This window comes from Parviterribacter multiflagellatus (genome assembly GCF_056863265.1).
Genome location: NZ_JBXPIZ010000005.1, coordinates 1 through 26,195, shown reverse-complemented (window position 1 = coordinate 26,195; position 26,195 = coordinate 1). Strand labels below are relative to the sequence as shown.

The window sequence follows — 26,195 nt, the reverse complement described above, 5'->3', positions numbered from 1 at the left end:
TCCGCAATGACTCGTGCAGAGGAGAAGGAGCAGCGCCGCCGCGAGCGGGAAGCTGCCGAGCAGGCCGCGCGCAAGAGCGCGGAGAACCGCAAGCGGCTGAGCATGGTCGGCGGGGCGGTCCTCGTCGTGGCCGTGATCGCCGTGGTGGTGGTGCTCGTAGCCGGCGGCGGTGACGACGACGGCGGGACGTCCAACGCGAGCGCCGCATCGCTCCCGGCCGTCCAGATCGAGAACCTCTCCGAGGCCGCCCGCGCGGCCGGCTGCACGGTCCGGGAGGACGACGAGGTGTCGGCCAACCACGTCACCGAGGACGTGAAGTACAAGCAGAATCCCCCGGAGTCGGGCGACCACGACCCGAACCCGTCGCGCGAGGGCGTGTACCCGCCCGACGGCCCGCCGGACCTCGAGCAGTCCGTCCACGCGCTCGAGCACGGCCGGATCAACATCCAGTACAAGCCAGGCACCCCGCAGCAGCGGATCGACCAGCTCGCCGCGCTGTTCGAGGAGGAGGTGCAGGGCATCGCCGGCTACAAGACCCTCGTCTTCCAGAACCAGACGAACATGGAGTACGCGGTCGCCGCGACCGCCTGGACGCGCGCGCTGACCTGCCCGTCGTGGAACGACAAGGTGTTCGACGCCATCCGCGCCTTCCGCCGCGACCACGTGGACAAGGGCCCCGAGCAGATCCCGTCCGAGTTCGAGTGATGTAGGCCGTCCGGCGCATCGGTCGCGCAGGATCGCGTTCAAGCCGCAACTGGTCGCGGCCGACCGTGTTTCCTAGAACCGATGCGCCGGATCGCCCCACTCTGCGCAGCGCTCGCCTGCGCGCTCATCCCCTCGACGGCCGTCGCCGCCCCGAAGGCGAGCGACTTCGAGCTGCGCGTCCCGGCGGCCGGGACGGTGTCCGCGCATGCGGCGCACGCCGACGCACACGGCCACGAGCACGGCGCCATGTGGACGTCGAAGGTCCTGCGGGCCGGCCGGACGTTCCAGGTCTTCGGGCTCAAGTGGGACTCGGCGCCCGACGACCTCCACGCCGAGGTGCGCGTCGCCGAGCCGGGCGGCACGTGGCGGCGCTGGACCGAGGTCGAGACCGCCGACAGCGGCGAGCACGGCAGCGACCCGATCTGGGCGGGCGGCGCCGACCGCGTCCAGATCCGCCTGTCGGAGCGCGTCAAGGGGCTGCGGCTCCACCTCGTGCGCGTGACCGGCAAGGCCGCGCCCAGGCCGGCGGCCCGCGCCGCGCGCCAGGCCGGCGCCCAGCCGGCGATCATCCCCCGCGCCCAGTGGGGCGGCGACCAGTGCGCGCCGCGCGACACGCCGACGATGGGCACGGTGCAGATGGCGTTCGTCCACCACACCGTCAGCGCGAACGACTACGCCGCGACGGACTCGGCCGCGATGGTGCTCGGCATCTGCCGGTTCCACCGCAACTCCAACGGCTGGGACGACGTGGGCTACAACTTCTTCGTCGACAAGTACGGGCAGATCTTCGAGGGCCGCGCGGGCGGCATCGACCAGCCCGTCGTCGGCGCCCAGGCGCAGGGGTGGAACGCGCAGTCGACGGGCATCGCGAACCTCGGCACGTACCAGGACGTGCCGCAGAGCGACGCGGCGCTCGGCGCGATGGCCAAGCTGATCGCGTGGAAGCTGCCGCTCCACGGCGTGCCCGTCACCGGCACCGTGCCGCTCGTGTCCGCCGGCGGCGAGACCAACAAGTACGCGTCGGGCACGACCCACGTGTTCGAGCGCATCTCCGGCCACCGCGACGGCAACAGCACCGCGTGCCCGGGCGACCAGCTCTACGCGCAGCTCCCGCGCATCCGCGAGCTCGCGGCGGCGGGCGCGCCCGCGATCATCGGCGCGCCGCAGCCGGGCGTCACCGCGACGTCCCGGCTCACGCTCAGCGCCTCGCGGCTCGCGCTCTCCTACCCCGAGCCGGCGCAGCTCACCGGCCGCCTGACCGACGCGTCCGGGGTCCCGATCGGCGGCCAGCGCGTCCGCATCCAGGTGCTGACGGCGAAGGGCTACAAGGCGGTCAGCTCCGCGACGACGCAGCCCGACGGCACGTTCACCGCGTCGCTGCCGACGTCGCGCAACCGGACGGTCCGCGCGCTCATCGGGGCGGTCCGGTCGTCGCCGGTGAAGGTGACGGTCGCGCCCGCGATCACGGTGCGCAAGCCGGCGCGGCAGGTGAAGATCGGGCGCCGTGCGGTGATTCGCGGGACGGTCCGGCCGCGCGAGAAGACGATCGTCGTCGACGCCTCCCGCCAGGTCGGATCGCGGTACGTCCTCGCCAAGCGCGTGAAGGTCCGCGCCCGCGGCGGCGCGTTCCGCCTCAACGTCCCGCTCGGCCGCGCCGGCCTGTACCGGCTGCGCGTGCGGGTCGCGGGCGACACGAAGAACGCCGCCACGCAGCAGGACCACTTCGTGCGCGCGGTGCGCAAGCTCACCTCCGCCCCGCCGGCGGCGCCCTCCGCGCCGTCCTCGCCGGGCGGCGGCGCGATGGCCGGCTAGCTGCGGTAGAGGCCCTCGCCGCCGAGGACGATGGCGACGGTGCGGAGCAGGATCTTCACGTCGAGCCGCAGCGAGCGGTGCTCGATGTACCAGAGGTCGAGCTCGATCCGCTCGTCCCACGGCAACGACGTGCGGCCGTTCACCTGCGCCCAGCCGGTCAGGCCGGGGAGGATCGCCAGGCGCCCGCGCTGGCGCTCGGTGTAGTTGTCGACCTGGACCGGGACGGTCGGGCGTGGGCCGATGATCGCCATGTCGCCCTTGAGGACGTTGACGAGCTGCGGCAGCTCGTCGATCGACGTCCGGCGCAGGAGCGCGCCGACGCGGGTGATGCGTGCGTCGCCCTCGCTCACCGCCAGGCCGGAGCCCATCGACTCGGCGCCCGCGACCATCGTGCGGAGCTTGAGCACGTCGAACGGGCGGCCGTCCTTGCCGACGCGGCGCTGGCGGTAGATCGGGTGGCCCTTGGACTCCAGCCGGATGGCGACGATCGCGGCGAGCAGGATCGGGCTGGCCAGGACGAGCGCGACGCCGGCCACCGCGACGTCGAACGCGCGGCGCGGCGACATCAGCGGGTGCCCTCGGGCGCCGTCCAGCCCGCTGGCGTGCCGTGGCGCGCGTAGTCGTGCAGGCCCATCGCGATCGACGCCTGGGTGAGCACGTAGTAGCGCGCGACGAGCAGCGGGCGGCTCTTGACCCTGTCGCCGAGCAGCGCGGCCGCGAGGAGGAGCAGCGAGGCGCGGCGGGACGGCTTCCACGCGAGCGCGGCGAGGTGGAGGAACGGCGAGGCGTACCGCAGCGCGCGGTGGCTGGCGATCATGAACGCGTATCGCGGCGGGTAGCCGCGCGGGTCGAGCAGGCCGCCCTCGACGACGATCGGCCAGGCGTGGCTCATCATCCGCCGCTTGCGGCGCCACTCGCCCTCGACGGACGGGACCATCTTCTCGGTCGCCCGGGCGCTCGGCCGGTAGACGGCGCGCCACCCGTGCTTGACGAACGTGAACGGGAAGCTCAGGTCGTGGCCCATGCGCTCGTCCATGACGACGTAGGCGTCCTTGCGGGTCGCGTAGATCGCGCCGTTGCCGCCGGTCACCGACGCGAGCCGCGACTCGAGCGCGCGGATCGCCATCTCGTAGCGCCAGTACAGGCCCTCCTGGTTCGTCCCCGCCTCGTTGACGAACGTGACCTGCCCGCAGACGTAGCCGATGGCGGGGTCCGCGAACGGCGCGACGAGCTCGCGCAGCGCGTCGGGCTGGAGCAGGGCGTTGGCGTCGGAGAACGCGACGAGGTCGTGCTCGGCCTGCGCGACCGCGGTGTCCTGCGCGCGCACCTTCCCGCCGCGCGGGAGGTCGAGCACGAGATCGGCGCCCGCCGCCCGGGCCCGCTCCACCGTGTCGTCCGTGCACCCGTCGCACGCGACGATCACCTGCAGCTTCTCGCGCGGGTAGTCGAGCGCGAGCGCGTTCTCGACCTTCTGCCCGATCACCGATCCCTCGTCGTGCGCGGCGATCACGAGCGTCACCGGCGGCAGCGCGTCCGTCGCTGGCGCGGGCGGGTCGTCGAGCGGCGCGGGCGTGGCGGCACGCGCCCACGCGGCCAGCACGGCCGGGTAGCCGACCTGGGCGTACGCGAGGAGGAAGGCAGGCAGGCGCCGCAGCACGGCGAGCAGCCTACGAGCCGCGCCTCGGCACGCGGCTCGCGGCGCTACTCGGCGAGGAGGTCGAACAGCTCCTTCTCGCGTTCGTGCCGCTCGCGCAGGCGCCGCATGAACGCCTCGTCGTTGCGGGCCTCCTCGATCTGCGCATCGATCGACTTCCGCACGACGTCGGTGAGCGTCTGCCCGGCCTCACGCGCGATCACCTCGAGCATCTCTGCCTGCTCGTCGGCGAGGCGCAGCGTCAGGTTCTTCGGCATCTCGGGCTCCTCCGCGGGGGCGTCGCCGGTGGCACGCGGCCCTAGGCCCGCGCATGACCGCGACTCGGGTCGGGCCACGCTACCACACCTCGACGTCGTGGTGTCTTGGTGTCTCGTGACACTCCGCTCCAGCGAGTGTCGATCGGCGACTTCCTCGTTATCGCCGGCCACCACCTCGGGGTAGACGCTCGGGTGCTCGCGCGGATGCCGCGTGTCGTCGCGCTCGCCGAGGCCGCGCTGGCGGCGCCGTTCTCCGGTTTCGGCGAGGTCGAGCTGTTCCCCACGGTGGCCGAGAAGGCGGGCGTGCACTGCTCGCGCATCGCGCGGTACCACCCGCTGCCCGACGCGAACAAGCGGGTCGCGTTCGACGTGATGCTCGAGTTCGTGGAGCGGAACGGAGGGACGTTCACGCACGGGCCCGGCGGGCCCCGCGAGGCGTTGCGGATGATGGAGCGGATCGCCGGCGACATGAACCCGCCGATCACCGAGCCCGAGTTCCTCGCCTGGGTGGCGGAGCGGGTGACCTAGCGTGCGGCGACGAGGCGCTCGTAGAGCGCGAGGTGGCGGCGGGCGATGACGTCCCAGCCGTAGTGGGTGCGGGCCGCGGTGGCGGAGGCGGTCGCGAGGGCGGTGCGGCGGGCCGGGTCGGCGAGGAGGGTCGCGAGGGTGGTGTGGAGGGCGGCGGCGTCCCCGGCGGGGACGAGCTCGGCGGCGCCGTGGGCGGCAACCTCCGGGAAGCCGCCGACGTCGGAGAGGACGAGCGGCTTGCCGAACGCGAGCGCGGTGAACAGCACGCCGGACTGGTCGATCTCGCGGTAGGGCAGCACGACGAGGTCCGCGCGGCGGAAGAGGGCCGGGATCTCGGCGTCGGCGACGAAGCGCGGCTCGAGCCGGACGCCGGGCGGCAGCCGGTCGGGGAGCGTCGCGCCGCGCGGGTTGCCGACGATCCACAGCTCCGCGCCGTCGATGCCCTCCCACGCGCGCAGCAGGACGTCGAGGCCCTTGTAGGGGCGCAGCAGGCCGAAGAAGAGCACGACGGGCTTGTCGACCGCCGCGAGGTGCGGGGGAAGCGGCGCCGGGGCGAGGTCGACGAGGTGGGTGAACGCGCCGTGCGGGATGACCTCGACGCGCGCGGCGTCGATGCCGAGGTCGTCCACGAGGCGGCGGCGGCCGTGCTCGGAGTGCACGACGACCGCGTCCATCCGGTCGTACAGCCGCCGCTGCGCGTCGCGCTGCGCGCTGCGCGCTTCGCGCGGGAGCACGTCGTGCGCGGTCAGCACCCGCGGGTGGACGGGCGGGAGGAGGTGCACGTCGACCGGCTGCACCGGCAGCCACTGGAAGTGCACGACGTCGGCGCCCCGCGCCGCGCGGCGGTAGCGGAGCATGTCCGGCACGTGCTGCGCCAGCCGCGCCGCCCGCCGGCCGCGCGCGGGGGACCAGCGGTAGAAGCGCTCGTCCACCGCGAACCCGCCGGACGTGCGCGGCAGCTCGCCGTGGGCGAACGGGCCGGTGACGAGCCGCACCCGCGCCCCCTCCGCCGCGAGCGCGGCGGCGAGGGCGTGGTCGTACGGCGGGGTGTAGGCCGCGGGGTCGACGAGATCGACGCGCATGCGGCCCGCACCCTAGACGGCCCTAGGCCACCTGGAAGCGACCCACGAGCGACTCGAGCTCGGCGGCGGTCGTGGCGAGCTGCTGCGCGGAGGAGGCGATCTCCTGCGCGCTCGCGCTCGTCTCCTGCGTCGAGGCGGAGACCTGCTCCGACGACGCGCTGGACTCCTCGGCCACCGACGCGACCTCGGTCATGTCGGCCTGGACCTTCTCGGCCGACGCGGCGATCTGCTGCACGGCGGCGGCGATCGAGTCGACGCGGCCGGTCATGTCGTCCACGGACGTCCCGATGCGGGCGAACGCGTCACGCGCCTGCTCGACGGTGGCGGCGCCCTCCTCGGAGCGCGCGGCGCCCTCCTCGACGACGGCGACGGCCTGGGTCGTCTCGCCCTGGATCTCCTCGATCAGGGTCGCGATCGAGGCCGCGGCCTCCTGCGACTCCTCGGCCAGCTTGCGGACCTCCTCGGCCACGACCGCGAAGCCGCGCCCCTGCTCGCCTGCCCGCGCGGCCTCGATGGCCGCGTTGAGGGCCAGCAGGTTGGTCTGCTCGGAGATGCCGGTGATCGTCTCGACGATGCCGCCGATCTGCTCGCTCTTGGCGGCGAGCTGGTGCATCGCGTCGCTCACCTGCGACGAGGACTCGCGCACCTGGCGCATCGCCTCGGTCGCCTGCGCGACGGCCTGCTCGCCCTCGACGGCGACCTGCCGCGCGGCCTGCGCGGCCTCGGCGGTCTGGGCGGCGGACTCGGCGCTCGTGCGCGTCGCCTCGCCGACCTCCTCGGTGGCCAGCTTGGCCTCCTCGACCGAGCGCACCTGGCGCTCGGCGCCCTGGGCGACGTCGCCCACGGCCTGCGCGATCTCGGCGACGGCGCGGCCGGCCTCCTCGGAGGTCGACGCCATCTGCTGCGACGACGCGGAGAGCGTCCCGGCGCTGTGCGTCACCGCGGTGACGAGCTCGGAGAGGTTCGCGCGCATGTCGCGGAAGGCCACGCCGAGCACGTCGCGGTCGGACTTCGGCTCGATCTCGACGGTCAGGTCGCCCTTGGCCATCCGGTTGGCGTGGTCGGCCATCTCGCGGACGTAGGCGATGAGCTGCCCGAACGCGGTCGCCATCTGGCCGACCTCGTCCTTGGCCTTGACGTCGACGTCCTGGTCGAGGTCGCCCTCGGCGATGCCTTCGGCCGCGTGGAGCACCTGGCCCACGCCGCCCGTGATCGAGCGGGCGAGGAGGATGGCGACGGCGCCGGCGATGAGGACGGCGATGATGCCGACGCCGATGAGGATCGAGCGCGCGGAGTCGGACGCGTCGTCGCCCGCGGCGACGGTCTCGCCGGCGAGCTTGGTGTTCATGTCGGCCCACCCGTCGAGGTGGTCGGCCAGGCCGGTGAAGATCGTCTCGGCCTCGCCGTTGAAGACCTGCAGCGCCTTCTCGTTCTGCAGCGCGCGGCTGGCGACGAGCATCGGCTCGGTGGCCGCCAGGTAGGCGTCCCACTGGTCGCCGGTCTTCTGCCAGGCCGCGCGGTCGGTGTCGTTGCTGATGGTCTTCTCGTAGCCGGCGAGCTCGTCGGCGAGGTCCGTCTTGAGCGCCTCCATCGTCTCCTCGCGCTCGACCATCTCCTGCTTGCTGGTGGAGACGACGTGCTGGAGGAGCGCGGCGCGGAAGGCGTTGGCGTCGGTGCTGATGTCGCCGATCGTCTTGGTCGACGGCAGGTCGACGCTGCCGAGCTGGCCGGCCCGGTCGGAGATGTCGGACGTGGCGGAGAGCCCGAGGCCGACGGCGGCCACCAGGAGGAGGACGACCGCCCCGAAGCCTGCGAGCAGCTTGGCTCGGAGGCTCGTGGTGAGGAAGGAGAGCATGGGAATCAGAGGGGGTCGATACGACGGAACGCCCCAAGGGATCGGTCGTCCACCCAGGACGTTGACGACCATGGCCATCCGGCCGAGGAGCCGGCCTGTGCCACTTCGAGCGGTAAGTCGTCGGTGACCGGCCACGGCGTGTGCGCCCCGTAGCCTCGGGGAACACCTCTGCCCCGGAGCGCCCCGTGCCGACCCACGCGAACGACCACAACCACGCCCGCCGCTGGACGATCCTCGGCGTCATCGGCATCGCCCAGCTGATGGTGGTGCTCGACGCGACGATCGTGAACATCGCGCTCCCGTCGGCCCAGGAGGACCTCGGGTTCTCCAACGACGACCGGCAGTGGATCATCACCGCGTACGCGCTCGCGTTCGGCTCGCTCCTGCTGCTCGGCGGGCGGATCGGCGACCTGTTCGGCCGCAAGTGGGCGTTCGTCGCCGGCTGCGTCGGCTTCGCGGTGGCGTCGGCGATCGGCGGCATGGCGGGCTCGTTCGGCGTGCTCGTGGTCGCCCGCGCGCTGCAGGGCGTCTTCGGCGCGCTGCTCGCCCCCGCGGCGCTCTCGCTGCTCAGCGTGACGTTCACCGACCCGGCCGAGCGGGGCAAGGCGTTCGGCATCTTCGGCGCCATCGCGGGCGGCGGCGCGGCGATCGGCCTGCTGCTCGGCGGCGTGCTCACCGAGACGCTCTCGTGGCGCTGGTGCCTGTACGTGAACCTGCTCTTCGCGATCCCGGCCGCGGTCGCCGCGATCGTCCTCATCGCGCAGGCCGGCCACCCGGACCGGCCGAAGCTCGACCTCCCCGGCACCGTGACGGCGTGTGCAGGTCTGTTCCTGCTCGTCTTCGGCTTCGCGAAGGCCGAGACCGAGGGCTGGAGCGCGGGGATCACCGTCGGCTCGCTCGCCGCCGGTGTGGTGCTGCTGAGCGTCTTCGTGGTGCTCCAGCAGCGCGTCAGGCACCCGCTGCTGCCGATGCGCGTGGTCCTCGACCGCACCCGCGGCGGCGCGTACCTGGCCGTCGGCATCTCGGGCGCCGGGATGTTCGGCGTCTTCCTCTTCCTGACGTTCTACCTCCAGCAGACGCTGGGGATGTCGCCGATCGAGACGGGCCTGGCGTTCCTCCCGATGACCGCCGCGATCATGGTCACGGCGACGGCGGGGAACACGAACCTCGTCCCGCGCTTCGGCCCCAAGCCGCTCATGGCGCTCGCGTCGGTGGCGCTCGTGCTGTTCGCGCAGCTCGAGGTCGACTCGTCGTACGCCGGCCACGTCCTGCCGGCCCTGATCGTGATGGGCGTGGGGATGGGCCTGATCTTCGCGCCGTCGTTCGTCGCGGCGATCCACAGGGTGCAGTCGCAGGACTCGGGCGTGGCGTCGGCGATGGTCAACACGACGCAGCAGGTCGGCGGCTCCATCGGCACCGCCTTCCTGAGCACGATGGCGAACACCGCGGCGGTCGAGTACGCGACGTCGCGGCCGAGGACGCCCGAGGTCGCCGCCGAGGCGGCGATGCAGGGCTACACCACCGCGTTCTGGTGGTCGGCCGGCATCTTCCTCGTGGGGGCGATCGTCTGCGGGCTGATCCTGCCCGCGGGCGCGGAGGAGTTCGCGACCGACGCGGCCGACGGCGAGCCCGTGGTGGCGCACTGACCGCCTCCTCCCTCGACGCCGGCCTGCGGGAGCTCGCGGCGCAGCTCCACGCCGAGGTGCCCACCCTCGTCGAGCGGGGGCTGGAGCGGATGCACGTCGAGCTGCCGGTCTTCTTCGCCCGGGAGGACCCGCACTTCGTCGCGGTGAGCCGCCGCAGCTACGACACGCAGCTGCACTTCATCCTCGACGGGCTCGGGGAGCGCCGCCCGGTCGACGCCGTCGAGCCGCCGCCGGTGGCCATCGAGGAGGCGCGGCTGAGCGCCGACCGGGGCGTGCCGGTCGCCGCGCTCGCGCAGTGCTACCGCATCGCGCACCGGCTGCTGTTCGACGCCGTCCTGGAGCACGTCGACCGCTCCGTCGTACCGGCCCTGCGCGCCGAGACTCTGCGCATCGCCTCGGACTGGCTCTTCGCGTACTTCGACTGGATCGTCGTCCGGACGGCCGAGGAGCACGAGCGCGAGCGCGCGGCGCTGACCCGGGACAGCGGCCGGCGCCGCCGCGAGCTCGTACGCGCGCTGCTCGACGGGCGCCCGGTGGAGACCGGCACGCTCGGCCACCGCCTCGACGTCCCGCACGTCGGGCTCGTCGCGTGGGGCGAGGAGCCGCGCGCGGCCCTGCAGGCCGCCGGCGCGGCGACCGAGCTGGAGCTGCTCGTCGTCGCGGACGGCGACCGGCCGGCGTGGGGCTGGCTGAGCGGCGACGGCGCGGCCGACCGCGCCGCCCTGCGCCGCCGGCTGGCCGCCGCGCAGCTGCCCGAAGCGACGTTCCTCGCGGTCGGCGCGCCCGCGGAGGGGATCGACGGCTTCCGCGCCACCCACGCGGAGGCGCTGGCGGCCTCCGGCGTCGCGCGCGAGGCCGGCGGCGGACCGCTCACGTTCCACGACGACGTCGCGCTGCTCACGCTCGCCCTGCGCGACCCGCGCGCGGCACGCGCGTTCGCCGAGCGGGAGCTGGGCCCGCTCGCCGGGGCCGACAAGCGCAGCGCGACCCTCCGCGCCACGCTGGCCGCGTACTTCGCGGCCGGGCACAACGCCGTCGCGGCGGCCGCGACGCTCGGCGTCCACGAGCGGACCGTCGTCTACCGCCTGCGCACGATCGAGGAGCGGCTCGGGCGGCCGCTGCTCGGCCGACGCGAGGAGCTGGGCATCGCCCTGCGCCTCGCGCCGATCGTGCTGGACGACGTCACGCCGCGCTGACCGGCGCCGTGCGCCACTGGTCGGCGTGGGCGGCGACGTACTCCGGGAGCCCGCGCGGCGGCCGCCCCGTCACCCGCTCGACCGCGTCCGAGACCAGGGCGTCCGATCCGTCGGTGACCCGGCCGAACGCGCGGCGCCAGGCGCCGACGAACGTGTCGTCGTACCCCGCGGCCCCGAGGTCGCGCAGGTAGTCCTCCAGCGGCGGGTCGACGTGCGTGATCTGCCGGCCCGTCGCCCGCGCGACCAGCTCGGCGACCTCTGCGAGCGTCCAGGCCTGCGAGCCCGTCACCTCATAGGCCTGCCCGTGGTGGCCCTCCTCGAGCAGCGCGGCGACCGCGACCGCCGCGACGTCGCGCGTGTCGACGAAGGAGATCGCGGCGCCGGCGGTCGGGAGCACGAGCTCGCCCCGCGTGCGGAGGGTCTCGCGGAAGTACTGGTCGTCGGTCAGGGTCTGGGCGAACCAGTTCGGCCGCAGGACCGTCCACTCCGCCGCGCGATCGGTCACGGCACGCTCGATCCGCCGCTCCCAGTGGTCCGGCTCCGCGAGGCCGCACTGGATCTCCGACAGCAGCACCACCCGGCGCAGCTGGGGCGCCGCCTCGAGGAGCGCGGCGATCAGCTCGGGACTCTCCGGGAGGTCGGACCGCAGGAGGTAGACGCGGTCGGCGTCCCCGACGGCGGGCGCCCACGTCGCGCGGTCCTGCCAGTCGAAGTGCACGCCGGGCACGCCGGCGACGTCGCGGGCCGAGCGGCTCGCCGCGCGGGCGGTCACGCCGTCGCGGCCGGCGAGCTGCGCCGCCACCTCGCGGCCGGTCTTTCCGGTGGCGCCGGTGATCAGGATGTGGGGGCTGGTCATGCCCGCACCGTATGCACGCGCATGGACCTTGACGTTGCCGCATCCCGGCAAGTTCCGCTCGCCGCTTTGCCGGAAGGCGACAAGACCGGTCGTCGGCTAGGCCTCCGCCGCCGCCGCCGCGAGGAGCTGCACCGCGCGGCCGATCGCCCCGTTCGGGACCGCGCCGTGGCCGAGGACGAGGCCCGGCGGGCAGTCGCCACGGTAGCTGTGGAGCGAGAGCCCTTCGAGCCCCAGGCCGCGCCGGGCCGCCGACGCGAGGAGCGCGGGCTCGGACATCCCAGGCGGCAGGTCGGCGACCGTGTGGAGGCCGCCGGGCGACGGCCGTAGGCGCCACCCCGGCAGCTCCTGCGCCAGCGCCGCCGCGAGCAGCTCCCGCCGACGCGCGTAGCGCAGGCGCATCCGGCGCAGGTGGCGATCCAGGTCGCCGGCCGCGATGAAGTCGGCGAGCGCGAGCTGGCCTGCGACCTCCGAGCCGCCGTCCTCGACGACCTTCGCGGTGATGAGCGACCACGACAGCCACGACGGCGCGAGCATCCACCCGAGCCGCAGGCCGGGCGCGAGCCGCGCGCTGGCCGAGCCCACGTAGAGCACGCGATCGGGCGCGAGCCCCTGCAGCGCGCCGACGCGCTCGCCGCACAGCTCCGCGTCGTAGTCGTCCTCGACGATCAGCCGGTCGCCGCTCTCGGCCCAGGCGATCAACGCGGCGCGGCGCCGGGCGCTGAGGATCGGCCCGGTCGGGAACTGGTGCGCCGGCGTCACGACCACCGCGTCGGCGCCGCTCGCCGCCAGCGCGTCGACGTCGATGCCCTCGCCGTCGACCGGGACCGGCACGACCGCCAGCCCCGCGTCCTCGACCGTCAGCCGGTGCGCGTGCCAGCCTGGGTCCTCCAGCGCGACCTGCCGCAGCCCGATCGCGCGCATCCACCGGCAGGTGAGCGCGAGGCCCTGGCGGAAGCCGGTGCACACGAGCACGTGCTCGGCGTCCGTGGCCGCGCCGCGCACGCGGCGCAGGTGGTCGGCCAGCGCCTGCCGCAGCGCCGGCACGCCGCGCGGGTCGCTGCGGCCGATCGCGTCGAGCGGCGCCTGGAGCCACGCGCGGCGCAGTGCGCGGACCCACCGGTCGCGCGGGAACGCCGCGAGGTCGGGCAGGCCGGGCGTGAGGTCGTAGGCGTACGTCTCCAGCAGCGGCGGCGGGCTCGGCCCCGGCGGCTGGGCGCGCACCCCGCGCGTCACGCGCACCGGCGCGCCCTGGCGGCTCTCCAGGTAGCCCTCGGCGGTGAGCTGCGAGTAGGCCGCCGTGACCACCCCGCGCGAGACGCCGAGCTCCTGCGCCAGCGCCCGGCTCGACGGCAGCCGCGCGCCGGCGGCGAGGCGCCCGTCGCGGATCGCGTCGCGCAGCGTGCGCTCGAGCTGGTCGTACATCGGCGCGGCGCCGCCCCGTTCGAGCGCGACGAGGAGGTCGACTGGCCCTTCATGGGACGCCACGAACTGGCACTGTACGTGAGGCCAGCTGCGCCGTAGCGTCGCCGTCATGAGCGAGATCACCGTCGTGGGAGGTGGCGTCGCCGGCCTGACCGCCGCCATCACGTGCGCCGAGGCGGGCAGCGCCGTCCGGCTCTTCGAGGCGCGCGAGCGGCTCGGCGGCCGCGCGCAGAGCACCGACAAGGCCTACAAGGCGAACCTCGGGCCGCACGCGCTCTACCAGGGGACGGGGCTGTGGGCGTGGCTGACCGAGCGCTCGCTGCTGCCGCCGGTGGCGCGCCCGGTCCTGACCGGCGCGCGGTTCCACTACGAGGGCGCCAGCCACCGCACGCCGCCGCTGACGCTCATCCCGCCGGGGCTGCGGCTGCGCGGGCGCGTCGCGCCGGTCGACCAGGACTTCCGCTCGTGGGTCGCCGACCACAGCAACGACCGCACCGCCGACTTCCTCTCGTGCCTCGCCGGCGTCTTCACGTTCCACCACGACCCGGGCGAGCTCTCGGCCGCGTTCGTGTGGGAGCGCCACCAGCAGCTGCTGCTGACCGCCAAGCCGCCGGCCCGGTTCGTCGTGGGCGGCTGGTCGCGGCTCGTGGAGGCGCTCGAGCGCCACGCCCGCGCGCTGGGCGTCGAGATCGTCACGGGCGAGCGCGTCGACGCGCTCCCCGCACCGCCGGTGATCGTCGCGCTGGAGCTGCGCGACGCCCGCGCGCTGCTCGGCGACGAGACGCTCACGTGGCCGAGCGGCCACACGGTCTGCCTCGACCTCGGCCTGACGCACCGCCGCGGCGACCCGTACATCGTCTCCGACCTCGACAGCGCCGGCTGGGTCGAGCGCTTCAGCGCCCCGGACCCCTCGGTCGCGCCCGAGGGCGAGGAGCTGGTGCAGGCGCAGATGCCGCTCGTGCCCGGCGAGACGACCGACGTGGCGACCGCTCGGCTGGAGCGCCTGCTCGACGCGTCGTTCGACGGCTGGCGCGACCGCGTGACCTGGCGCCGGCGGCAGGTGATGGACGGGCGCAGCGGCGCGCTCGACCTCCCCGGCACGAGCTGGCGCGACCGCCCGGCGATCGACCGCGGCGACGGCGTCTACCTCTGCGGCGACCAGACCGCCGCGCCGGGCATCCTCGCCGAGGTCGCCGCGATGAGCGCGATCGAGGCGGCCCGCCTGGCCGTCGCCAGAACGACGAAGGCCGCGACCCGAGGGGCCGCGGCCTTGTCGTGAGGGTGGGGTGACCGAGGCGGCTACGAAGCCAACGTGAACCGGCCGACGAGCGTCTCGAGCTCCTCGGCGGTGCGCGCCAGGCCCTGAGCCGACGAGGCGATCTCCTGCGCGGACGCGGAGGTCTCCTCGGTCGACGCCGAGACCTGCTCGGACGACGCGGACGACTGCTCGGCCACCGCGGCGACCTCGCTCATGTCCGTCTGCACCTTCTGCGCGCTGGCGGCGATCTGCTGCACGGCGGCGGCGATCGCGTCGACGCGGCCGGTCATGTCCTCGACCGAGCTGCCGATGCGGCCGAAGGCCTCGCGGGCCTGCTCGACCGTCGCGGCGCCCTCCTCGGTCCGCTCCGCCGTCTCCTCGACGACGGCGACGGCCTGCGAGGTCTCCGCCTGGATCTCCTCGACCAGGGTCGCGATGGTGGCCGCGGCCGCCTGCGACTCCTCGGCCAGCTTGCGCACCTCCTCGGCGACCACGGCGAAGCCGCGGCCCTGCTCGCCCGCACGCGCGGCCTCGATGGCGGCGTTGAGCGCGAGGAGGTTGGTCTGGCCGGCGATGCCGGTGATGGTCTCGACGATGCCGCCGATCTGCTCGGACTTCTGGCCGAGCTGCTGCATCGCGGCGGTGACCGACGCGCTGGACTCGCGGACCTCGCGCATGGCCGTGGTGGCCTTGGCGACGGCCTCCTCGCCCTCGGCAGCGACCTGCCGGGCCTCGGCGGCCGCGGCGGCGGTCTCCTGCGCGGAGGCGGCGGACGCCTCGGTCGCGGAGGTGACCTCCTCGGTGGCCTGCTTGGCCTCCTCGACCGAGCGCACCTGACGCTCGGCGCCCTGGGCGACGTCGGACACGGCCTGGGCGATCTCACCCACGGCGCGACCGGCCTCCTCGGACGTGGACGCCATCTCCTGCGACGAGGCGGAGAGCGTCCCGGCGCTGCGCTGGACGGCGCCGACGAGCTCGGAGAGGTTGGTCTGCATGTCGCGGAACGCGATGCCGAGGACGTCCTTGTCGGACTTCGGCACCACCGGGTGCGACAGGTCGCCGGCGGCGATGCGGTTCGCCTCCTCGGCGGTCCCGTGCACGTAGGTGATGAGCTCCTGGAACGCGACGCCGAGCTGGCCGACCTCGTCCTTGGTCTTGACCTCGATCTCCTGGTCGATGTCGCCCTCGGCGATGCCCTTGGCGGCGCCCAGGACGTTGCTGATGCCGCCGACGATCATCTTGGCGAGCAGCAGGGCGATGCCGACGCCGAGCAGGATGGCGACGGCGCCGAGCGCGAGCAGGCCCTTGCGCGAGCTGCTCTCGGTGTCGGCGATCTCCGCCGCACGGGTGCCGGACGCCTTCTGGACGGCTGTGGCCCACTCGCCACGCTGGACGGCGAGCGGCTCGTACGCCTCGATCGCCTGAGGGACGAGGGTCGCGAGCGCCTTCCGGTCGCCGGCGGCGACCGCGGCGAGGAGCTGCTCGTCGATGGCCTTGTAGGCCTCCCACTGCGCCTTGGCCTTGGTGAAGCCGGCGCGGTCGGCGGCGGAGGACGGCTGGTAGCCGGCGAACGACTTGTCGATCTCGGCGGTCAGCTCCTTGGTGATCGCGCCGAGCTGCTCGAGCGAGTCGGGCTGGCCGATGGCGTCCATCGCCATGAGCTCGACGACGCGGATGTTGCCCTCGTTGGCGCCGATGGAGCCGATGGCGTTGGCCGACGGCAGGTCGACCTTCGCCATGTCCTTCGACTTGTCAGCGGCGGACCCGACGGCCGAGAGTCCGAGGGCGATGATGCCCACCATGACGGCGAGCACGATGGCGAAGCCCCCGAGGAGCTTCGCGCGCAGGTGAGTGGTGAACCAGGACATACCTAAGGTGGGAGAAGACGGGTCCCGCCTTTCATCGGTCTCCGGTGTCCCGGTTTGAGCCTTATGGACACTCGTTCAGCAGAGCAAGCGGTCGCTGACCGCTGACGCGTCATCCTGGGTCGCCGATGAGCACGGTCGAGGTCACCTACTGCGTCGTCAACACCGGCCAGCGCGAGCTGCTGCTCCGGGGCCTGGACGCGATCGCGCGCGAGCGGGCCGCCGTCCCGTTCGCGACCGAGATGCTCGTGCTGGACAACGCGTCCGAGGACGGCTCAGCCGAGGCGGCGCGCGCCCATCCGGCCGTGGACGAGGTGCTCGCGCTCGACGAGCGGCGCGGGAAGGGCGAGAACGACTCGGCGCTGCTGCGGCGCGCGCAGGGCCGGTACGGGCTCCTGCTCAACGAGGACTCCGAGCTGCTGCCCGGCGCGACCGCCGCCCTCCACGCCGCCCTCGAAGCCGAGCCGCGGGCCGCGGCGGCGGGCGCCCGCCTGCTCCGCCCGGACGGGACGCCGCAGCCGTCGGCGTGGCGCTTCCCCACCGTCCGCACCGCGCTCGCCGCCGCCGTGCTCCTCCACGGGCGCAACGTCCAGTCGGGCGGCGACGACGCGGTGCGCGAGGTCGACTGGGTGCAGTCGGCGGCGATGCTGGTGCGCCGGCGGGCGGCGGCGCAGGTCGGCGAGCTCGACCCGCGCTTCTTCGTCTACTCCGACGAGGTCGACTTCTGCAAGCGGCTGCGCGACGCGGACTGGACGATCCTCCACGTCCCGTCAGCGGCGGCTTACCACCACGAGCAGCTCTCCACCGACACGGTCCCCGAGCGGCGGATCGTGGAGTTCGCCCGCAACCGCGACCTCTACGTGACGCTCCACCACGGGCCGGGCGCCGCCCGCGCGGTGCGGTGGCTGACGGCGCTGCCGTACGCGGCCCGGGCGGTCGGCGCGCTCGTGCTGCCCGGCCACGACCCGCGCCGCTACGCCCGCCACGTCACGGCGACGCTGCGCCCCGGCCGGGGCGAGGGCATCCGCGAGGCCGCTGCGGCGTTCAACGCGCGAGGCGCAGGCGCGCCTTCCGGTAAGCGGTGACGAACCCCCGCTTCTCGGCGTCGGTCGGAAAGCGCGTCAGCCACAGCAGCAGCGGGATCAGCGCGCAGGCCGCGGCGCGCGTCGCGAAGCCGACCACGCCGTCGGTCGGCAGGAGCAGCTCGGCCGCGACCGTCACGGCGACCATCACGCCGACGACGTGGAGGAGCCGCCCGACCTCGAACGGCACGGCGAACGCCCGCCGCGTCAGCGTCGCCAGCACCGCGAGCATCGCCAGGTACGCGCCGCCCAGCGCGATGCCCGCGCCCGCGATGCCCAGCGGGTCGACCAGGAGCACGATGAGCACGACGTTGACCGCCAGGCCCGCGAGGGCGGCGGGCAGCTGGTGGAACGTCACCTTCGCGCGCCCGGCGATCACCACGAAGACGAGGAACAGGCCGTAGCACGCCCACCCGAGCGCCACCCAAGGCAGCGCCTCGTGCGCCTCGTAGAACTCCGGCGCCGCCAGCAGCCGCACGAGCCAGCGCCCCAGCAGCGCCAGCCCGGCGACGCAGAAGCCGGTGAACGCGACGTACCAGGTGGTGACCGCCGCGTAGAAGCGCCGCGCCTCGTCGTCGTCGGTGATCGAGTACGCCAGCGGCGGCCACGCGAGCTGGAAGCCGCGCACCGCCACGATCACCGCCGTCGCCAGCTTCACCGACAGCGCGTACAGGCCGGCCTCGTCCTTGCCCTGCGTCTGCAGCAGGTAGGCCCGGTCGACGACGTTGAGCGCGAAGACCGCCATGTCCGCGGGGATCGTGGGCAGCCCGAAGCGCAGCAGGGGCCTGATGCCGTGGAAACCGAAGCCGAGCCGCTCGCGCAGGTTCCACCACAGCGCCAGCAGCACGACCGCCGATGCCGCGTAGTTGCCCAGCACGTAGCCGTGGGCGCCGGTGTCGAACCCGACGACCAGCACGAGCGTCAGCCCGATCGTCAGGAAGACGTTGGTCAGCGAGACGAGCAGGTAGTCGCGCATGCGCTCCTCGACCCGCAGCTGCGCGTAGGCCACCTCGAGGTTCGTGAACGCCCACAGCCCGAGCAGGCCGTAGGCGAAGAGCACCGGGTCGTGCTCGTCGAGCAGCAGCTCCGACAGCTCGCCCGCGAAGACGAGGCCGATCAGCGCCGCCACGGTCGTCGTGATGAAGACCGTCCCGGAGACGATCCGCGAGACGCGCCGGTGGTGCTCGGAGTCGTCGTCCTCGTACCAGAAGCGGACGAACGCCTCGCCCAGGCCGAGCCGCAGCGGGATCGAGATGAGGATGATGTACGTGAGCAGCGTCTCGGCGAGGCCGTAGTCGGCCGGCGTGAGCGCCCGCGTGTACAGCGGCAGCATCAGCGCGCCGAGCCCGGCGGAGACGACGGCGGAGGCCTGGTAGCTCGCGCCGGACGCGAGCAGGCGGTTGACGAGCGCGCCCATGCGCGCAGGCACGCTATCCGGCGCGGGCACGGTATACGTGCGGGTGCCGTGAAGCCCCTCGTCGCCCTCTGCTGCGTGCTGCTCGTGCTCGCGCCCGTCGCCTGCGGGGACGAGGACGGCGCCGCCAGCGCGCCGGTGGAGGCGGGGACGGCGGACGGCATCCTGACCGTCGTGACCGGAGAGGAGCTCGTCCTGCGCACCGCCGAAGGCGACGAGATCACGTTCGCCCTGCGTCCCGTCGACGCGCGCGAGCTCGACCTGCTGCACCTGCAGCTGCACGCCCGCGACCGGCTGCCCAGCCGGGTGCACTACGAGGCCGAGGGCGACACGTGGTACGCGACCCAGGTCGACGACCTCTGATGGCGCGCAGGCCGATCGCCGTGCTGCTGCTCCCGCGGCCGCTGGAGCAGTTCATCCTCCGCGAGCAGGCGCAGGACCTGCTGCGCGCGCCCGGCGTCGTCGCCGTGGAGCCCGGCACCGTGCCGTACGGCGCGTTCGGCCGGGTCCCGCCGGCGGGGGCGACGCGGCTCGCGCGCGGCCAGGCGCGGCGGCTGCTGCGCCGGCTGCCGGGGCGCCCCGCGGTGATCGTGATGTTCCACCCGCTCCAGTGGCCGCTGGCCAAGGAGCTGTCCGAGCGGGCGCGGGCGGAGGTCTGGTACGGCCGCTGGGACCGCTACGAGCACGCCTACGACGCCGGGCCGAAGCTGCGCGAGCGGCTGGAGGCGCTGCACACCGAGGCGGCGACGAAGGCGGCGCTGACGTTCGTCGCGAGCGAGCGGCTGGCGGAGCTGGAACGCGAGGCGGGGCGCGAGGCGACCGTCGTCGGCCTGGCCGCGGGCGACTTCCCGGCGCCCGACCCGACCGGCACGGTGGTCGCGCTCTCCCTCGGGCACCTCGGCTGGCGGACGGACTGGGCGCTGCTGCGCGGCGTCGCCGAGCGGCTCGGCGACCGGCTCGTGCTCCTGCTCATCGGCGACTGGCACGACGACGAGATGCGGGGCGACGAGGACTACGCGGCGTGTCGCGCGCACCCGTCGCTCGTGTGGCTCGGCCGCCGCAGCGACGAGGAGGCGGCGCGGCTGATGCTCACCGCGGACGTCGGGATCGTCCCGTTCGAGCGCAGCGAGTTCAACGACCCGGCGCTCCCCTACCGCATCCTCAAGTACGCGAAGGTCGGCCGCCGCACGGTGATGCAGTCGCTGGCGGGCGCGCGGACGTGGGACCGCGCGGTGACGTTCGCCGACGGGCCCGAGGCGTTCGCGGCGGCGCTGCTCGCGCACGCGGGCGACCGGGAGCGGCCGGACCTGGAGCTGCGCGGGTGGGCGCTGGAGCAGACGCCAGAGCGGGTCAACGCGCCGCTGTGGGAGCGGCTGCGTCAGCTCGACGTCGAGCTGCCCGCCGACGCCCCGGCGCCGTCCGGACAGGAGACGTAGGCGACGAACCGCCCGCGCCGCGCGACCGGCGCGAACCCCGGGTCGGGCGCGTTGGTCGACGGGCTCGCGCCGTCCGCGAAGCCGTAGCGGCGCAGCGACTTGTTGCCGACGGCGAAGATCGCGACGCCGTGCTCGTGCCGCTTGGCCGAGCGCGCGCCGACACGGCCGGCGGGGAGGTCGAGCATCCACCGCGTGTCGGGCACGAGCCGGTAGTTGGGGAACGTGATCGGCCCGCACCGCGCGCCCGCCTGCACCTCGGGCGTGTGGAGGATCGCGTCGAGGTCGCGGTGCGTGCCGTCGATGAAGGCCAGCTCGGTGGTGAGGCGCGTGACGACGTGCGCGCGCACGGCGACGAACGCGAACCCGCCGGCGAGCAGCACCGCGGCGCCGTACGTCCACAGCTGCCGCGTCCGGCCGGGCGGGAGCGTCACGAAGCCCGCGAGCGCGTAGCCGGCGAAGAGCGTCAGCGCGACGGTCGGGACGGTCAGGTAGCGCGGGAGGATCGACAGGCCCGCGACGCCGGTCCCGACGAACGTCACGACGCCCGCGCCGAGCAGCGCCAGCGGGACGATCAGCCTGCGCGGTCCGATGCGCTTCCACGCCAGCACGAACCCGGCCGCGGCCATCGCGGCGACCGGCAGCCGCAGCGCGTCGACGACGAACGTCACGAACGCGCCCGGGACCTTGCCGATGCCCCGCTCGCGCCCGAGCTCCTCGGCCAGCTCGCTCGTGCCGGTCAGCGAGCGCAGCGGGTCGCCGGTGACCGCGAGGTCGACGCCCGCCCACACCAGCGGCGCGATGGCCGATGCGGCCAGCAGCGGGATCGAGCGGCGCCACAGCGCGAACAGGCCGGCGAGGATCCACGCCTCCGGGCGCAGGAGCCCGGCCAGGACGAGCAGGAGCATCGTGACCTTGTCGTCGCGCTTCTCCACCACCCGCACGCCGGCCCAGAAGACGAGCGCCAGGAACGGGATGTCGCGGTAGCCGCGCGCGGCGAGCAGCAGCAGCGAGAAGCTCGACAGCGTGAAGAACGCGGCGGCGACTCCGGGCAGCACGCCGAACAGCCGCCAGCCGAGGCGGAAGACGGCCCAGCCGAGCGACACGAGCGACAGCACCGCGATGAGGACGAACGCGCGGTCGGCGTCCGTCCCGAGGACGACGCCGAGCACCGCGGCGACGAGGATCTCCAACGGGTGCTGCGTCGGCGCCTTGTAGGCCTCGAGCGTCGGCGCCTGGCCGTCGACGAGCTCGCGCCCCCAGACGAGGTGGTAGTACGCGTCGTAGTTGGGGTACGTCGGCGCGAGGAGGAAGAACGCGAGGGCGCCGAGCGCGACGACCCCGACGCCGAGCAGCTCGGCGCGGCGGCTCATGCCGACTCCAGCTCGCGCTCCGGCCGCCACTTCGCGAGGCCGACGCCGATGCCCAGCAGCGCCCACGTCAGCGGGTCCTCCAGGAACGCGGCGTACATCAGGGTGTGGACGACGAGCGCGACGAACGCCGCCGCGACACCCGCGCGGGCGATCGACGTGCGCGCGTCGCGCAGGAGCAGCGCGAGCGCCGCGGCGAGCAGCGCGAGGTAGACGACGAGGCCCGGCACGCCCTGCTCGGCGGCGACGGTCACGGGGATCGTGTGCGACGCGTTGGTCGCGCGCTCGCCCGTCGCGTTCTCGTGCCGGCGGTACTCGCGGCGGAACGCGCCCGAGCCGTGGCCGACGACCGGCGCGTCGCCCGCCAGGCGCAGGCCGCCCTCGATGAGGTCGAGCCGCCCGCTCGACGCGTCGTTGGCGTCGCGATCCAGCCCGAACGTCCCGGGCGTGACGAGCACGACGACGATGCCCGCGAGGAGCACCGCGCCCGCCGCGATCGCCGCGGGCTTCGTCCCCCAGCGCAGCGCCGCGAGGACGGCCAGGCCGGCGAGCAGCGCGGTGAAGCTCGACTGCGACAGCGTGAGGACGAGGCCGGCCCACAGGAACGCCAGCAGGACGCCGCAGCCGACCGTGACGCGCGGGCGCTTGTCCCACAGCAGCAGCGCCGTGACCAGCAGCATCACGATCGCCAGGAAGCGGCCGTAGATGTTCGGGTCGAAGAAGAGCGAGTTGACCCGGAAGTACTCCTCGAGCTGGTTCGAGGCGATGACCTTCGGGTTGAGCAGGATGTGGCGCGTGGCGTACTCGACGAAGCCGATCGAGACGAACACGACCGACAGCGCGACGAGCGTCGCCAGGCAGCGCTCGAGCATCGTCCGCGTCCAGGTGATGCGGCACAGCAGCGTCGCGAGCAGCGCGAACGGGACGTAGAAGAAGACGACCTGCTGGAGCGCGCGCTCGAAGTCGCTCGAGTACGACGCCTGCGCGGCGTAGAGGACGATCGCCAGCGCGAGCAGGCGGCGGACCCAGCGGCCCTGCGGCTCCTCCTCGGCCGGCGCGCGGGCGCCGAGCCGCGGCACCGCGTACGCGAGCACGCCCGCGGCGATGACGAGGTAGAGCGGGACGAGCAGGCTCGCGGTGACGCCGCCGGCCGCGATCGGGATGCGGAACGGCAGCGCGGCGACCGCGAGGACGGGCAGGAGCATCGGCCTGCGGTGCAGGAGCAGCGCGAGGAGCGCGACCGCGACGACGCCCACCCCCGCGGCGGCGAGCGCCACGACGGGCCGGTCGCGCAGCGTCTCGATCTGGTCGGACTCCCAGATCTCCGCGAGGAGCAGGACCGGCGTCAGCACGAGCGCGGCGAGCATCAGCAGCGCCCGCACGCGCGGCTGCAGGACGAGCGCGAGCGCGCCGCCGGCGAGCAGCGCCGCGACGACCGCGCCCGCAGCGAGGATGGGATCGACGTCGGTGCTCATCCGGCCCTCAGCAGCGTCCAAATGCGTCCGAACAGCTCGGCGGAGGCCGGGTCGGTGCCCAGCCGGGTCGCGAAGCCGGGGATGCCGGTGCGGATCACGAGGCCCTCGCCGAACCGCGCGGCGACGACCACCTGCTGCGGGTCGTCGGCCTCCGTGACGGCGGTGGAGAGGAGCTCGGCCTCGGGCCCCACCGAGGCGGTGGCCTCCCACCGCTCGACGTCCGGGAACAGGCCCTCGCCACCGGCGAACAGCTGCACGGACTGCGCGTCCTCGAGGTTGGTGAGCGTGACCGGCGTGCTGCGCACGGGGTCGATCCGCGCGCCGAACAGGTCCGCGCGGGCGATCGGCGTCGGGTCGAGCAGGCGGCGCGGCGTCTGGCGGACGCCTGCGCGCAGCGAGGTCGTCCCGAACGAGGCGAGCGTGCCGCCGCTGACGACGAAGCGGCGCAGCTGGCGGCGGACGTCCTCGCTCAGCCAGCGCGCGTCGCCGGGGAGCAGGACCCCGCGATGGCCGTCGAGCTTGGGGCCCCGGCCCGCGGCGAGCGCGACGTCCGTCGTGAGGTCGAAGCGCAGGCCCTGCCGCTGGAGCGCGAGGAGCGCGGGCGCCTCGTTCTCCGTGAAGCCCTCGGGCAGGCCCTTGGAGAACACGCGGCTGAGCCGGACGGGCACGCCGCGGGTGAGGGTGTTGGGCAGGCCGTCGCCGTCGTCGTCGAGCTCGTTGCGGCCCTGCCACGTCGCCATCGGCAGGACGACGAGGACGCGGTTGTCGCGCCGGTCGTCGACCGCGATGGGGACCTGCGTGACGCGGTCGCGGGTGCGCGCCTCGAACAGCTGGACGCCGCTCTCGTCGCCGCGGACCTCACGCGTGAGCTCGCCGCCGGTCGCGCGCCGGCCGCGCGTGTTCGCGTTGGGCTCGCCCAGCCGCCGGACGTTCCAGTTGTACGTGGCGCCGCGCGCGTCGACCCCGACGGTGAACGTCTTGCCGGCCTGCACGGGGAGGACCGGCGGCGCGGCCGCCAGGTAGCGGACGGTGATGCCGCCGCGGCCGGGCGCGATCTCCCCGCGCCGCGCGCCGCGGCGCAGCGTGCGCTCGGGGATCGACCAGCCGATGTTGCCGGCCTCGTCGCGCGAGCGGACGACGACCGCGTACGTGCCAGGCGAGACCGGGCGGCCGCGGCGCGTGCCGTCCCACGTGGTCTTCGCGATGCCGTTGCGGAACTCGTCCGGCGGCGGGACGGTGAGCGGCGTGACGCGGCGGGGCACGGCGCCGTCGGTCTTCCAGATCTCGACCGCGACCTTGGTGCCGGGCGCGAAGAAGCGGATCTCGGCGGGCTTGCCCTCGGGGTTCGGCAGCAGCTCGGGCCCGGGCGCCTCGTTGGGACCGACCGACAGCACCCGCGTCGCGGGCGGTCTGGTGTCGACGCGGATCGCGCGCGGCAGCACGAGCGAGCGCCCCTCGCGGCGGAGCCCGAGGCGGACGCGGTAGGTCGCGTCCGGCGCGCGGCCGCCGGCGCCGCGCTCCCCGCGCCAGCGCACGGTGACGCGCTCGCCCTTCGTGACGTCGCGCCCGTCGGCCAGCGTGAACACGGTGTCGCCGTCCCCGTCGACGACCGTGAGGTCGATCGACTCGTCGCGCCGCAGCACGACGCCGATGTCGACGAAGTCGTTGCGGCTGTCGTTGTTGGGCGAGATGACCCGCTCCGACACGCCCAGCTCCGCGAGGACGTTCGGCTTGGTCTTGAGGTTCTGGGCGACGAAGAACGCAGCGAACGTCGCGACCACCAGGGCGGCGAAGACGCCTTGGGCGAGGCGGGTCACAGGCGGACGAGCTCGCCGTTCGGGATGACCCACTCGTGGTAGGTGTCGAGCCCGCGCTTGTGGGTGTGGGCCAGGGCGCAGCGGATGACGCCACGGTGGCAGACGACGAGCGCCGGCAGCTCGTGCGCCTGTGTGATGTCGACGAGCGCGGCGATGACGCGCTCCATCTGCTCCTCGAGCGACTCGCCGCCGGGGAACACCCAGTCGTCACCGGCCTCCAGGTACCGCGCCCAGGTCTTCGGCTCGTCCCGCTGGATGTCCGCCTTGTAGCGGCCGGTCCAGTCGCCGGTGTCGCTCTCGATGAGCCGCTCGTCGTAGCGCGGCGTCAGGCCCAGGCGCGCGCCGACGATCTCGGCGGTCTCGCGGGCGCGGGCCAGCGGGCTGGCGTAGAGCGCGACGAACGGCGGCTGCTGCGCGGCGGCCAGCTCGGCCAGCTCGCGTGCCTGCTCGCGCCCGCGCTCGTTGAGCGGGACCTCGGCGTCGAGGCTCCCCTGGAACCGGCCTTCCGTGTTCCACGTCGTCTCGCCGTGCCTGGCGAGGGCGATCACGACGGGCGGCTCCCGCCTACTGCCCAGTCCCGGCGCCCTCGGTCGCGCCGGCGTCCTGGTAGTCCGAGCCGACCGTCACGACGACGTCGGCGCCCTCGCCCGCGACGGTGCGGGTGGCGTCGCTGAGCTCGTCGAGCGCCTCGCTCGGGTCGACGCCGATCTCCTCGGCGACCTTGCGGGCTGCGGCGCGCTGGTCCGGCGCGTACTCGACGAGCGTCGCCGAGCGCGTCTGGTCGGTCGCGGTGGCCACCGCTCCCTTGGTGAACCCGGCCTGCTCGATCTGCGTCGCGACGCGGCCGGCGAGGCCGTCGATCGTGGTGCCGTTGAGCACCGCGACCGTGACCTCGGACGGCTCGACCGGCGTCGACTCCGACGTCTTGGTCGTCGTGGTGTCATCGTCGCCAGGCGGCGGAACGACCTCGTTCGTCGGCGTGTCGGTCGCGCTGCTGGGCTGGTCGTCACCGCCGCCGAGGACGAGCACGAGCGCGACGATCACGACGAGGACGAGCGCGCCGGCGCCGAGGAAGATCGGGAGGCGGCTGCGCCGCTCGACCTTGTGGTCGCTCCGCGGCCCGAGCGTCGCGGACGCCTGCGTGGCGCGGGCGGCCTGCGCGGGCACCGGACGCGGCGCCTGGGGGCGGTTGCCGCCAGGACGGCCGGCGGGCGTGCGCGGGGGCAGGCCGCCAGCTGCGCCACCGGCTGCGGCGCCCGCGGCGGCACCGGCCGCACCGGCCCCTGCGGCAGCGGCGCCCGCGCCGGGGGCGGCATCCGGACCGGGCGTGGGCGCACCGGGCGCACCCGGCGTCGCGGTGCCCGCGCCGCTCGCGGTCGCGCCGGCGGGCGTCGGGCCGGTCGTGGTGGTCTCGGCCGCGTCGTCGCCTGCGGCCGGCGTGGCGCCGGGCTGGCCGGGCGTCGCCGGC

The 26,195-nt window shown here is 74.5% G+C and carries 23 protein-coding genes; 9 read left to right on the top strand and 14 right to left on the bottom strand.

Features of this window, described 5'->3' with window-relative positions; all coding sequences use genetic code 11:
- The first annotated feature begins 6 nt into the window (after positions 1 to 6).
- Positions 7 to 705 carry a DUF3105 domain-containing protein gene (locus AC1UE5_RS11615; RefSeq protein WP_482923372.1) on the top strand — a complete coding sequence of 233 codons (699 nt, stop codon included), beginning with the start codon at positions 7 to 9 and terminating at the stop codon, positions 703 to 705.
- Positions 706 to 786: 81 nt separating this feature from the next.
- On the top strand, positions 787 to 2,517 hold the full coding sequence (locus tag AC1UE5_RS11610; protein WP_482923370.1) for an N-acetylmuramoyl-L-alanine amidase: 1,731 nt from the start codon (positions 787 to 789) through the stop codon (positions 2,515 to 2,517).
- On the opposite strand, the gene AC1UE5_RS11605 is transcribed toward AC1UE5_RS11610, so the two are convergent.
- Genes AC1UE5_RS11605 through AC1UE5_RS11595 form a run of 3 tightly spaced genes read right to left on the bottom strand, consistent with a single transcriptional unit; the run spans position 2,514 to position 4,428 of the window.
- Entirely contained in the window at positions 2,514 to 3,083 is a 570-nt protein-coding gene (locus AC1UE5_RS11605; RefSeq protein ID WP_482923368.1) for a sugar transferase, read from the bottom strand. The genes AC1UE5_RS11610 and AC1UE5_RS11605 overlap by 4 nt on opposite strands.
- Positions 3,083 to 4,174, bottom strand: a complete 1,092-nt coding sequence (locus AC1UE5_RS11600) for a glycosyltransferase family 2 protein (RefSeq protein WP_482923366.1) — start codon at positions 4,172 to 4,174, stop codon at positions 3,083 to 3,085. Before AC1UE5_RS11600 ends, AC1UE5_RS11605 begins: the two co-directional genes overlap by 1 nt.
- Positions 4,175 to 4,218: 44 nt before the next feature.
- Complete coding sequence (locus AC1UE5_RS11595; RefSeq protein ID WP_482923364.1) at positions 4,219 to 4,428, bottom strand: hypothetical protein; 210 nt, start codon at positions 4,426 to 4,428, stop codon at positions 4,219 to 4,221.
- A gap of 108 nt (positions 4,429 to 4,536) precedes the next feature.
- Here AC1UE5_RS11595 and AC1UE5_RS11590 point away from each other — a divergent pair, with 108 nt between their 5' ends.
- A complete protein-coding gene (locus tag AC1UE5_RS11590) occupies positions 4,537 to 4,956 on the top strand; it encodes a Fic family protein (protein ID WP_482923362.1) in 420 nt (139 codons plus the stop codon).
- Here AC1UE5_RS11590 and AC1UE5_RS11585 read toward each other — a convergent pair.
- Both AC1UE5_RS11585 and AC1UE5_RS11580 read right to left on the bottom strand, forming a co-directional pair.
- The gene (locus AC1UE5_RS11585) at positions 4,953 to 6,038 is read right to left on the bottom strand and encodes a glycosyltransferase family 4 protein (protein WP_482923360.1); all 1,086 of its coding nucleotides are present in this window, start codon (positions 6,036 to 6,038) and stop codon (positions 4,953 to 4,955) included. The genes AC1UE5_RS11590 and AC1UE5_RS11585 overlap by 4 nt on opposite strands.
- Positions 6,039 to 6,060: 22 nt before the next feature.
- Complete coding sequence (locus AC1UE5_RS11580) at positions 6,061 to 7,893, bottom strand: methyl-accepting chemotaxis protein (protein WP_482923358.1); 1,833 nt, start codon at positions 7,891 to 7,893, stop codon at positions 6,061 to 6,063.
- Positions 7,894 to 8,078: 185 nt separating this feature from the next.
- Between AC1UE5_RS11580 and AC1UE5_RS11575 the strand changes: the two genes are divergently transcribed.
- Both AC1UE5_RS11575 and AC1UE5_RS11570 read left to right on the top strand, forming a co-directional pair.
- Positions 8,079 to 9,539: an MFS transporter gene (locus AC1UE5_RS11575; RefSeq protein WP_482923356.1), complete on the top strand. Its 1,461-nt coding sequence runs from the start codon at positions 8,079 to 8,081 to the stop codon at positions 9,537 to 9,539.
- Positions 9,425 to 10,735 (top strand): PucR family transcriptional regulator, encoded by a 1,311-nt coding sequence (locus AC1UE5_RS11570; RefSeq protein WP_482923354.1) that lies wholly within the window; start codon positions 9,425 to 9,427, stop codon positions 10,733 to 10,735. Before AC1UE5_RS11575 ends, AC1UE5_RS11570 begins: the two co-directional genes overlap by 115 nt.
- Here AC1UE5_RS11570 and AC1UE5_RS11565 read toward each other — a convergent pair.
- Together AC1UE5_RS11565 and pdxR are read right to left on the bottom strand one after the other, a co-directional pair.
- The gene (locus AC1UE5_RS11565) at positions 10,722 to 11,591 is read right to left on the bottom strand and encodes an NAD(P)H-binding protein (protein ID WP_482923352.1); all 870 of its coding nucleotides are present in this window, start codon (positions 11,589 to 11,591) and stop codon (positions 10,722 to 10,724) included. The genes AC1UE5_RS11570 and AC1UE5_RS11565 overlap by 14 nt on opposite strands.
- Positions 11,592 to 11,687: 96 nt before the next feature.
- Positions 11,688 to 13,076 carry a MocR-like pyridoxine biosynthesis transcription factor PdxR gene (gene pdxR / locus AC1UE5_RS11560; protein WP_482923350.1) on the bottom strand — a complete coding sequence of 463 codons (1,389 nt, stop codon included), beginning with the start codon at positions 13,074 to 13,076 and terminating at the stop codon, positions 11,688 to 11,690.
- A 46-nt stretch (positions 13,077 to 13,122) separates the two neighbouring features.
- On the opposite strand from pdxR, the gene AC1UE5_RS11555 reads away from it, so the two are divergent.
- Complete coding sequence (locus AC1UE5_RS11555) at positions 13,123 to 14,292, top strand: phytoene desaturase family protein (RefSeq protein WP_482923348.1); 1,170 nt, start codon at positions 13,123 to 13,125, stop codon at positions 14,290 to 14,292.
- Positions 14,293 to 14,312: 20 nt separating this feature from the next.
- Here AC1UE5_RS11555 and AC1UE5_RS11550 read toward each other — a convergent pair whose 3' ends face one another.
- Entirely contained in the window at positions 14,313 to 16,139 is a 1,827-nt protein-coding gene (locus AC1UE5_RS11550; RefSeq protein WP_482923346.1) for a methyl-accepting chemotaxis protein, read from the bottom strand.
- 125 nt (positions 16,140 to 16,264) lie between these two features.
- On the opposite strand from AC1UE5_RS11550, the gene AC1UE5_RS11545 reads away from it, so the two are divergent.
- Complete coding sequence (locus tag AC1UE5_RS11545; protein ID WP_482923344.1) at positions 16,265 to 17,221, top strand: glycosyltransferase; 957 nt, start codon at positions 16,265 to 16,267, stop codon at positions 17,219 to 17,221.
- Here AC1UE5_RS11545 and AC1UE5_RS11540 read toward each other — a convergent pair.
- Positions 17,181 to 18,635 carry a lipopolysaccharide biosynthesis protein gene (locus tag AC1UE5_RS11540; RefSeq protein ID WP_482923342.1) on the bottom strand — a complete coding sequence of 485 codons (1,455 nt, stop codon included), beginning with the start codon at positions 18,633 to 18,635 and terminating at the stop codon, positions 17,181 to 17,183. The genes AC1UE5_RS11545 and AC1UE5_RS11540 overlap by 41 nt on opposite strands.
- Positions 18,636 to 18,683: 48 nt before the next feature.
- Here AC1UE5_RS11540 and AC1UE5_RS11535 point away from each other — a divergent pair, with 48 nt between their 5' ends.
- Both AC1UE5_RS11535 and AC1UE5_RS11530 read left to right on the top strand, forming a co-directional pair.
- Positions 18,684 to 18,995 carry a hypothetical protein gene (locus AC1UE5_RS11535; RefSeq protein ID WP_482923340.1) on the top strand — a complete coding sequence of 104 codons (312 nt, stop codon included), beginning with the start codon at positions 18,684 to 18,686 and terminating at the stop codon, positions 18,993 to 18,995.
- Positions 18,995 to 20,068 carry a hypothetical protein gene (locus AC1UE5_RS11530; protein ID WP_482923338.1) on the top strand — a complete coding sequence of 358 codons (1,074 nt, stop codon included), beginning with the start codon at positions 18,995 to 18,997 and terminating at the stop codon, positions 20,066 to 20,068. Before AC1UE5_RS11535 ends, AC1UE5_RS11530 begins: the two co-directional genes overlap by 1 nt.
- Here AC1UE5_RS11530 and AC1UE5_RS11525 read toward each other — a convergent pair.
- The 5 genes from AC1UE5_RS11525 to AC1UE5_RS11505 all read right to left on the bottom strand — a co-directional run.
- The gene (locus AC1UE5_RS11525) at positions 20,011 to 21,438 is read right to left on the bottom strand and encodes a hypothetical protein (protein ID WP_482923336.1); all 1,428 of its coding nucleotides are present in this window, start codon (positions 21,436 to 21,438) and stop codon (positions 20,011 to 20,013) included. The genes AC1UE5_RS11530 and AC1UE5_RS11525 overlap by 58 nt on opposite strands.
- Positions 21,435 to 22,910 carry an O-antigen ligase family protein gene (locus AC1UE5_RS11520; protein ID WP_482923334.1) on the bottom strand — a complete coding sequence of 492 codons (1,476 nt, stop codon included), beginning with the start codon at positions 22,908 to 22,910 and terminating at the stop codon, positions 21,435 to 21,437. Before AC1UE5_RS11520 ends, AC1UE5_RS11525 begins: the two co-directional genes overlap by 4 nt.
- Complete coding sequence (locus AC1UE5_RS11515; protein WP_482923332.1) at positions 22,907 to 24,727, bottom strand: N,N-dimethylformamidase beta subunit family domain-containing protein; 1,821 nt, start codon at positions 24,725 to 24,727, stop codon at positions 22,907 to 22,909. The genes AC1UE5_RS11520 and AC1UE5_RS11515 overlap by 4 nt, the downstream gene beginning before the upstream one ends.
- Positions 24,724 to 25,275, bottom strand: coding sequence for a histidine phosphatase family protein (locus AC1UE5_RS11510; protein WP_482923329.1), 552 nt, complete (start codon positions 25,273 to 25,275; stop codon positions 24,724 to 24,726). Before AC1UE5_RS11510 ends, AC1UE5_RS11515 begins: the two co-directional genes overlap by 4 nt.
- A gap of 16 nt (positions 25,276 to 25,291) precedes the next feature.
- The coding region (locus tag AC1UE5_RS11505; RefSeq protein WP_482923327.1) for a LytR C-terminal domain-containing protein at positions 25,292 to 26,195 on the bottom strand (904 nt) is incomplete at its 5' end.

Excerpts from the sequence above, each read along its gene's own strand:
- AC1UE5_RS11545 (WP_482923344.1), top strand. The coding sequence starts at position 16,265 with ATGAGCACGGTCGAGGTCACCTACTGCGTCGTCAACACCGGCCAGCGC.
- AC1UE5_RS11585 (WP_482923360.1), bottom strand. The coding sequence starts at position 6,038 with ATGCGCGTCGATCTCGTCGACCCCGCGGCCTACACCCCGCCGTACGAC.
- AC1UE5_RS11525 (WP_482923336.1), bottom strand. The coding sequence starts at position 21,438 with ATGAGCCGCCGCGCCGAGCTGCTCGGCGTCGGGGTCGTCGCGCTCGGC.
- AC1UE5_RS11610 (WP_482923370.1), top strand. The coding sequence starts at position 787 with ATGCGCCGGATCGCCCCACTCTGCGCAGCGCTCGCCTGCGCGCTCATC.
- AC1UE5_RS11595 (WP_482923364.1), bottom strand. The coding sequence starts at position 4,428 with ATGCCGAAGAACCTGACGCTGCGCCTCGCCGACGAGCAGGCAGAGATG.
- AC1UE5_RS11540 (WP_482923342.1), bottom strand. The coding sequence starts at position 18,635 with ATGGGCGCGCTCGTCAACCGCCTGCTCGCGTCCGGCGCGAGCTACCAG.
- AC1UE5_RS11615 (WP_482923372.1), top strand. The coding sequence starts at position 7 with ATGACTCGTGCAGAGGAGAAGGAGCAGCGCCGCCGCGAGCGGGAAGCT.
- AC1UE5_RS11550 (WP_482923346.1), bottom strand. The coding sequence starts at position 16,139 with ATGTCCTGGTTCACCACTCACCTGCGCGCGAAGCTCCTCGGGGGCTTC.
- AC1UE5_RS11580 (WP_482923358.1), bottom strand. The coding sequence starts at position 7,893 with ATGCTCTCCTTCCTCACCACGAGCCTCCGAGCCAAGCTGCTCGCAGGC.
- AC1UE5_RS11520 (WP_482923334.1), bottom strand. The coding sequence starts at position 22,910 with ATGAGCACCGACGTCGATCCCATCCTCGCTGCGGGCGCGGTCGTCGCG.
- AC1UE5_RS11555 (WP_482923348.1), top strand. The coding sequence starts at position 13,123 with ATGAGCGAGATCACCGTCGTGGGAGGTGGCGTCGCCGGCCTGACCGCC.
- AC1UE5_RS11605 (WP_482923368.1), bottom strand. The coding sequence starts at position 3,083 with ATGTCGCCGCGCCGCGCGTTCGACGTCGCGGTGGCCGGCGTCGCGCTC.
- AC1UE5_RS11530 (WP_482923338.1), top strand. The coding sequence starts at position 18,995 with ATGGCGCGCAGGCCGATCGCCGTGCTGCTGCTCCCGCGGCCGCTGGAG.
- AC1UE5_RS11565 (WP_482923352.1), bottom strand. The coding sequence starts at position 11,591 with ATGACCAGCCCCCACATCCTGATCACCGGCGCCACCGGAAAGACCGGC.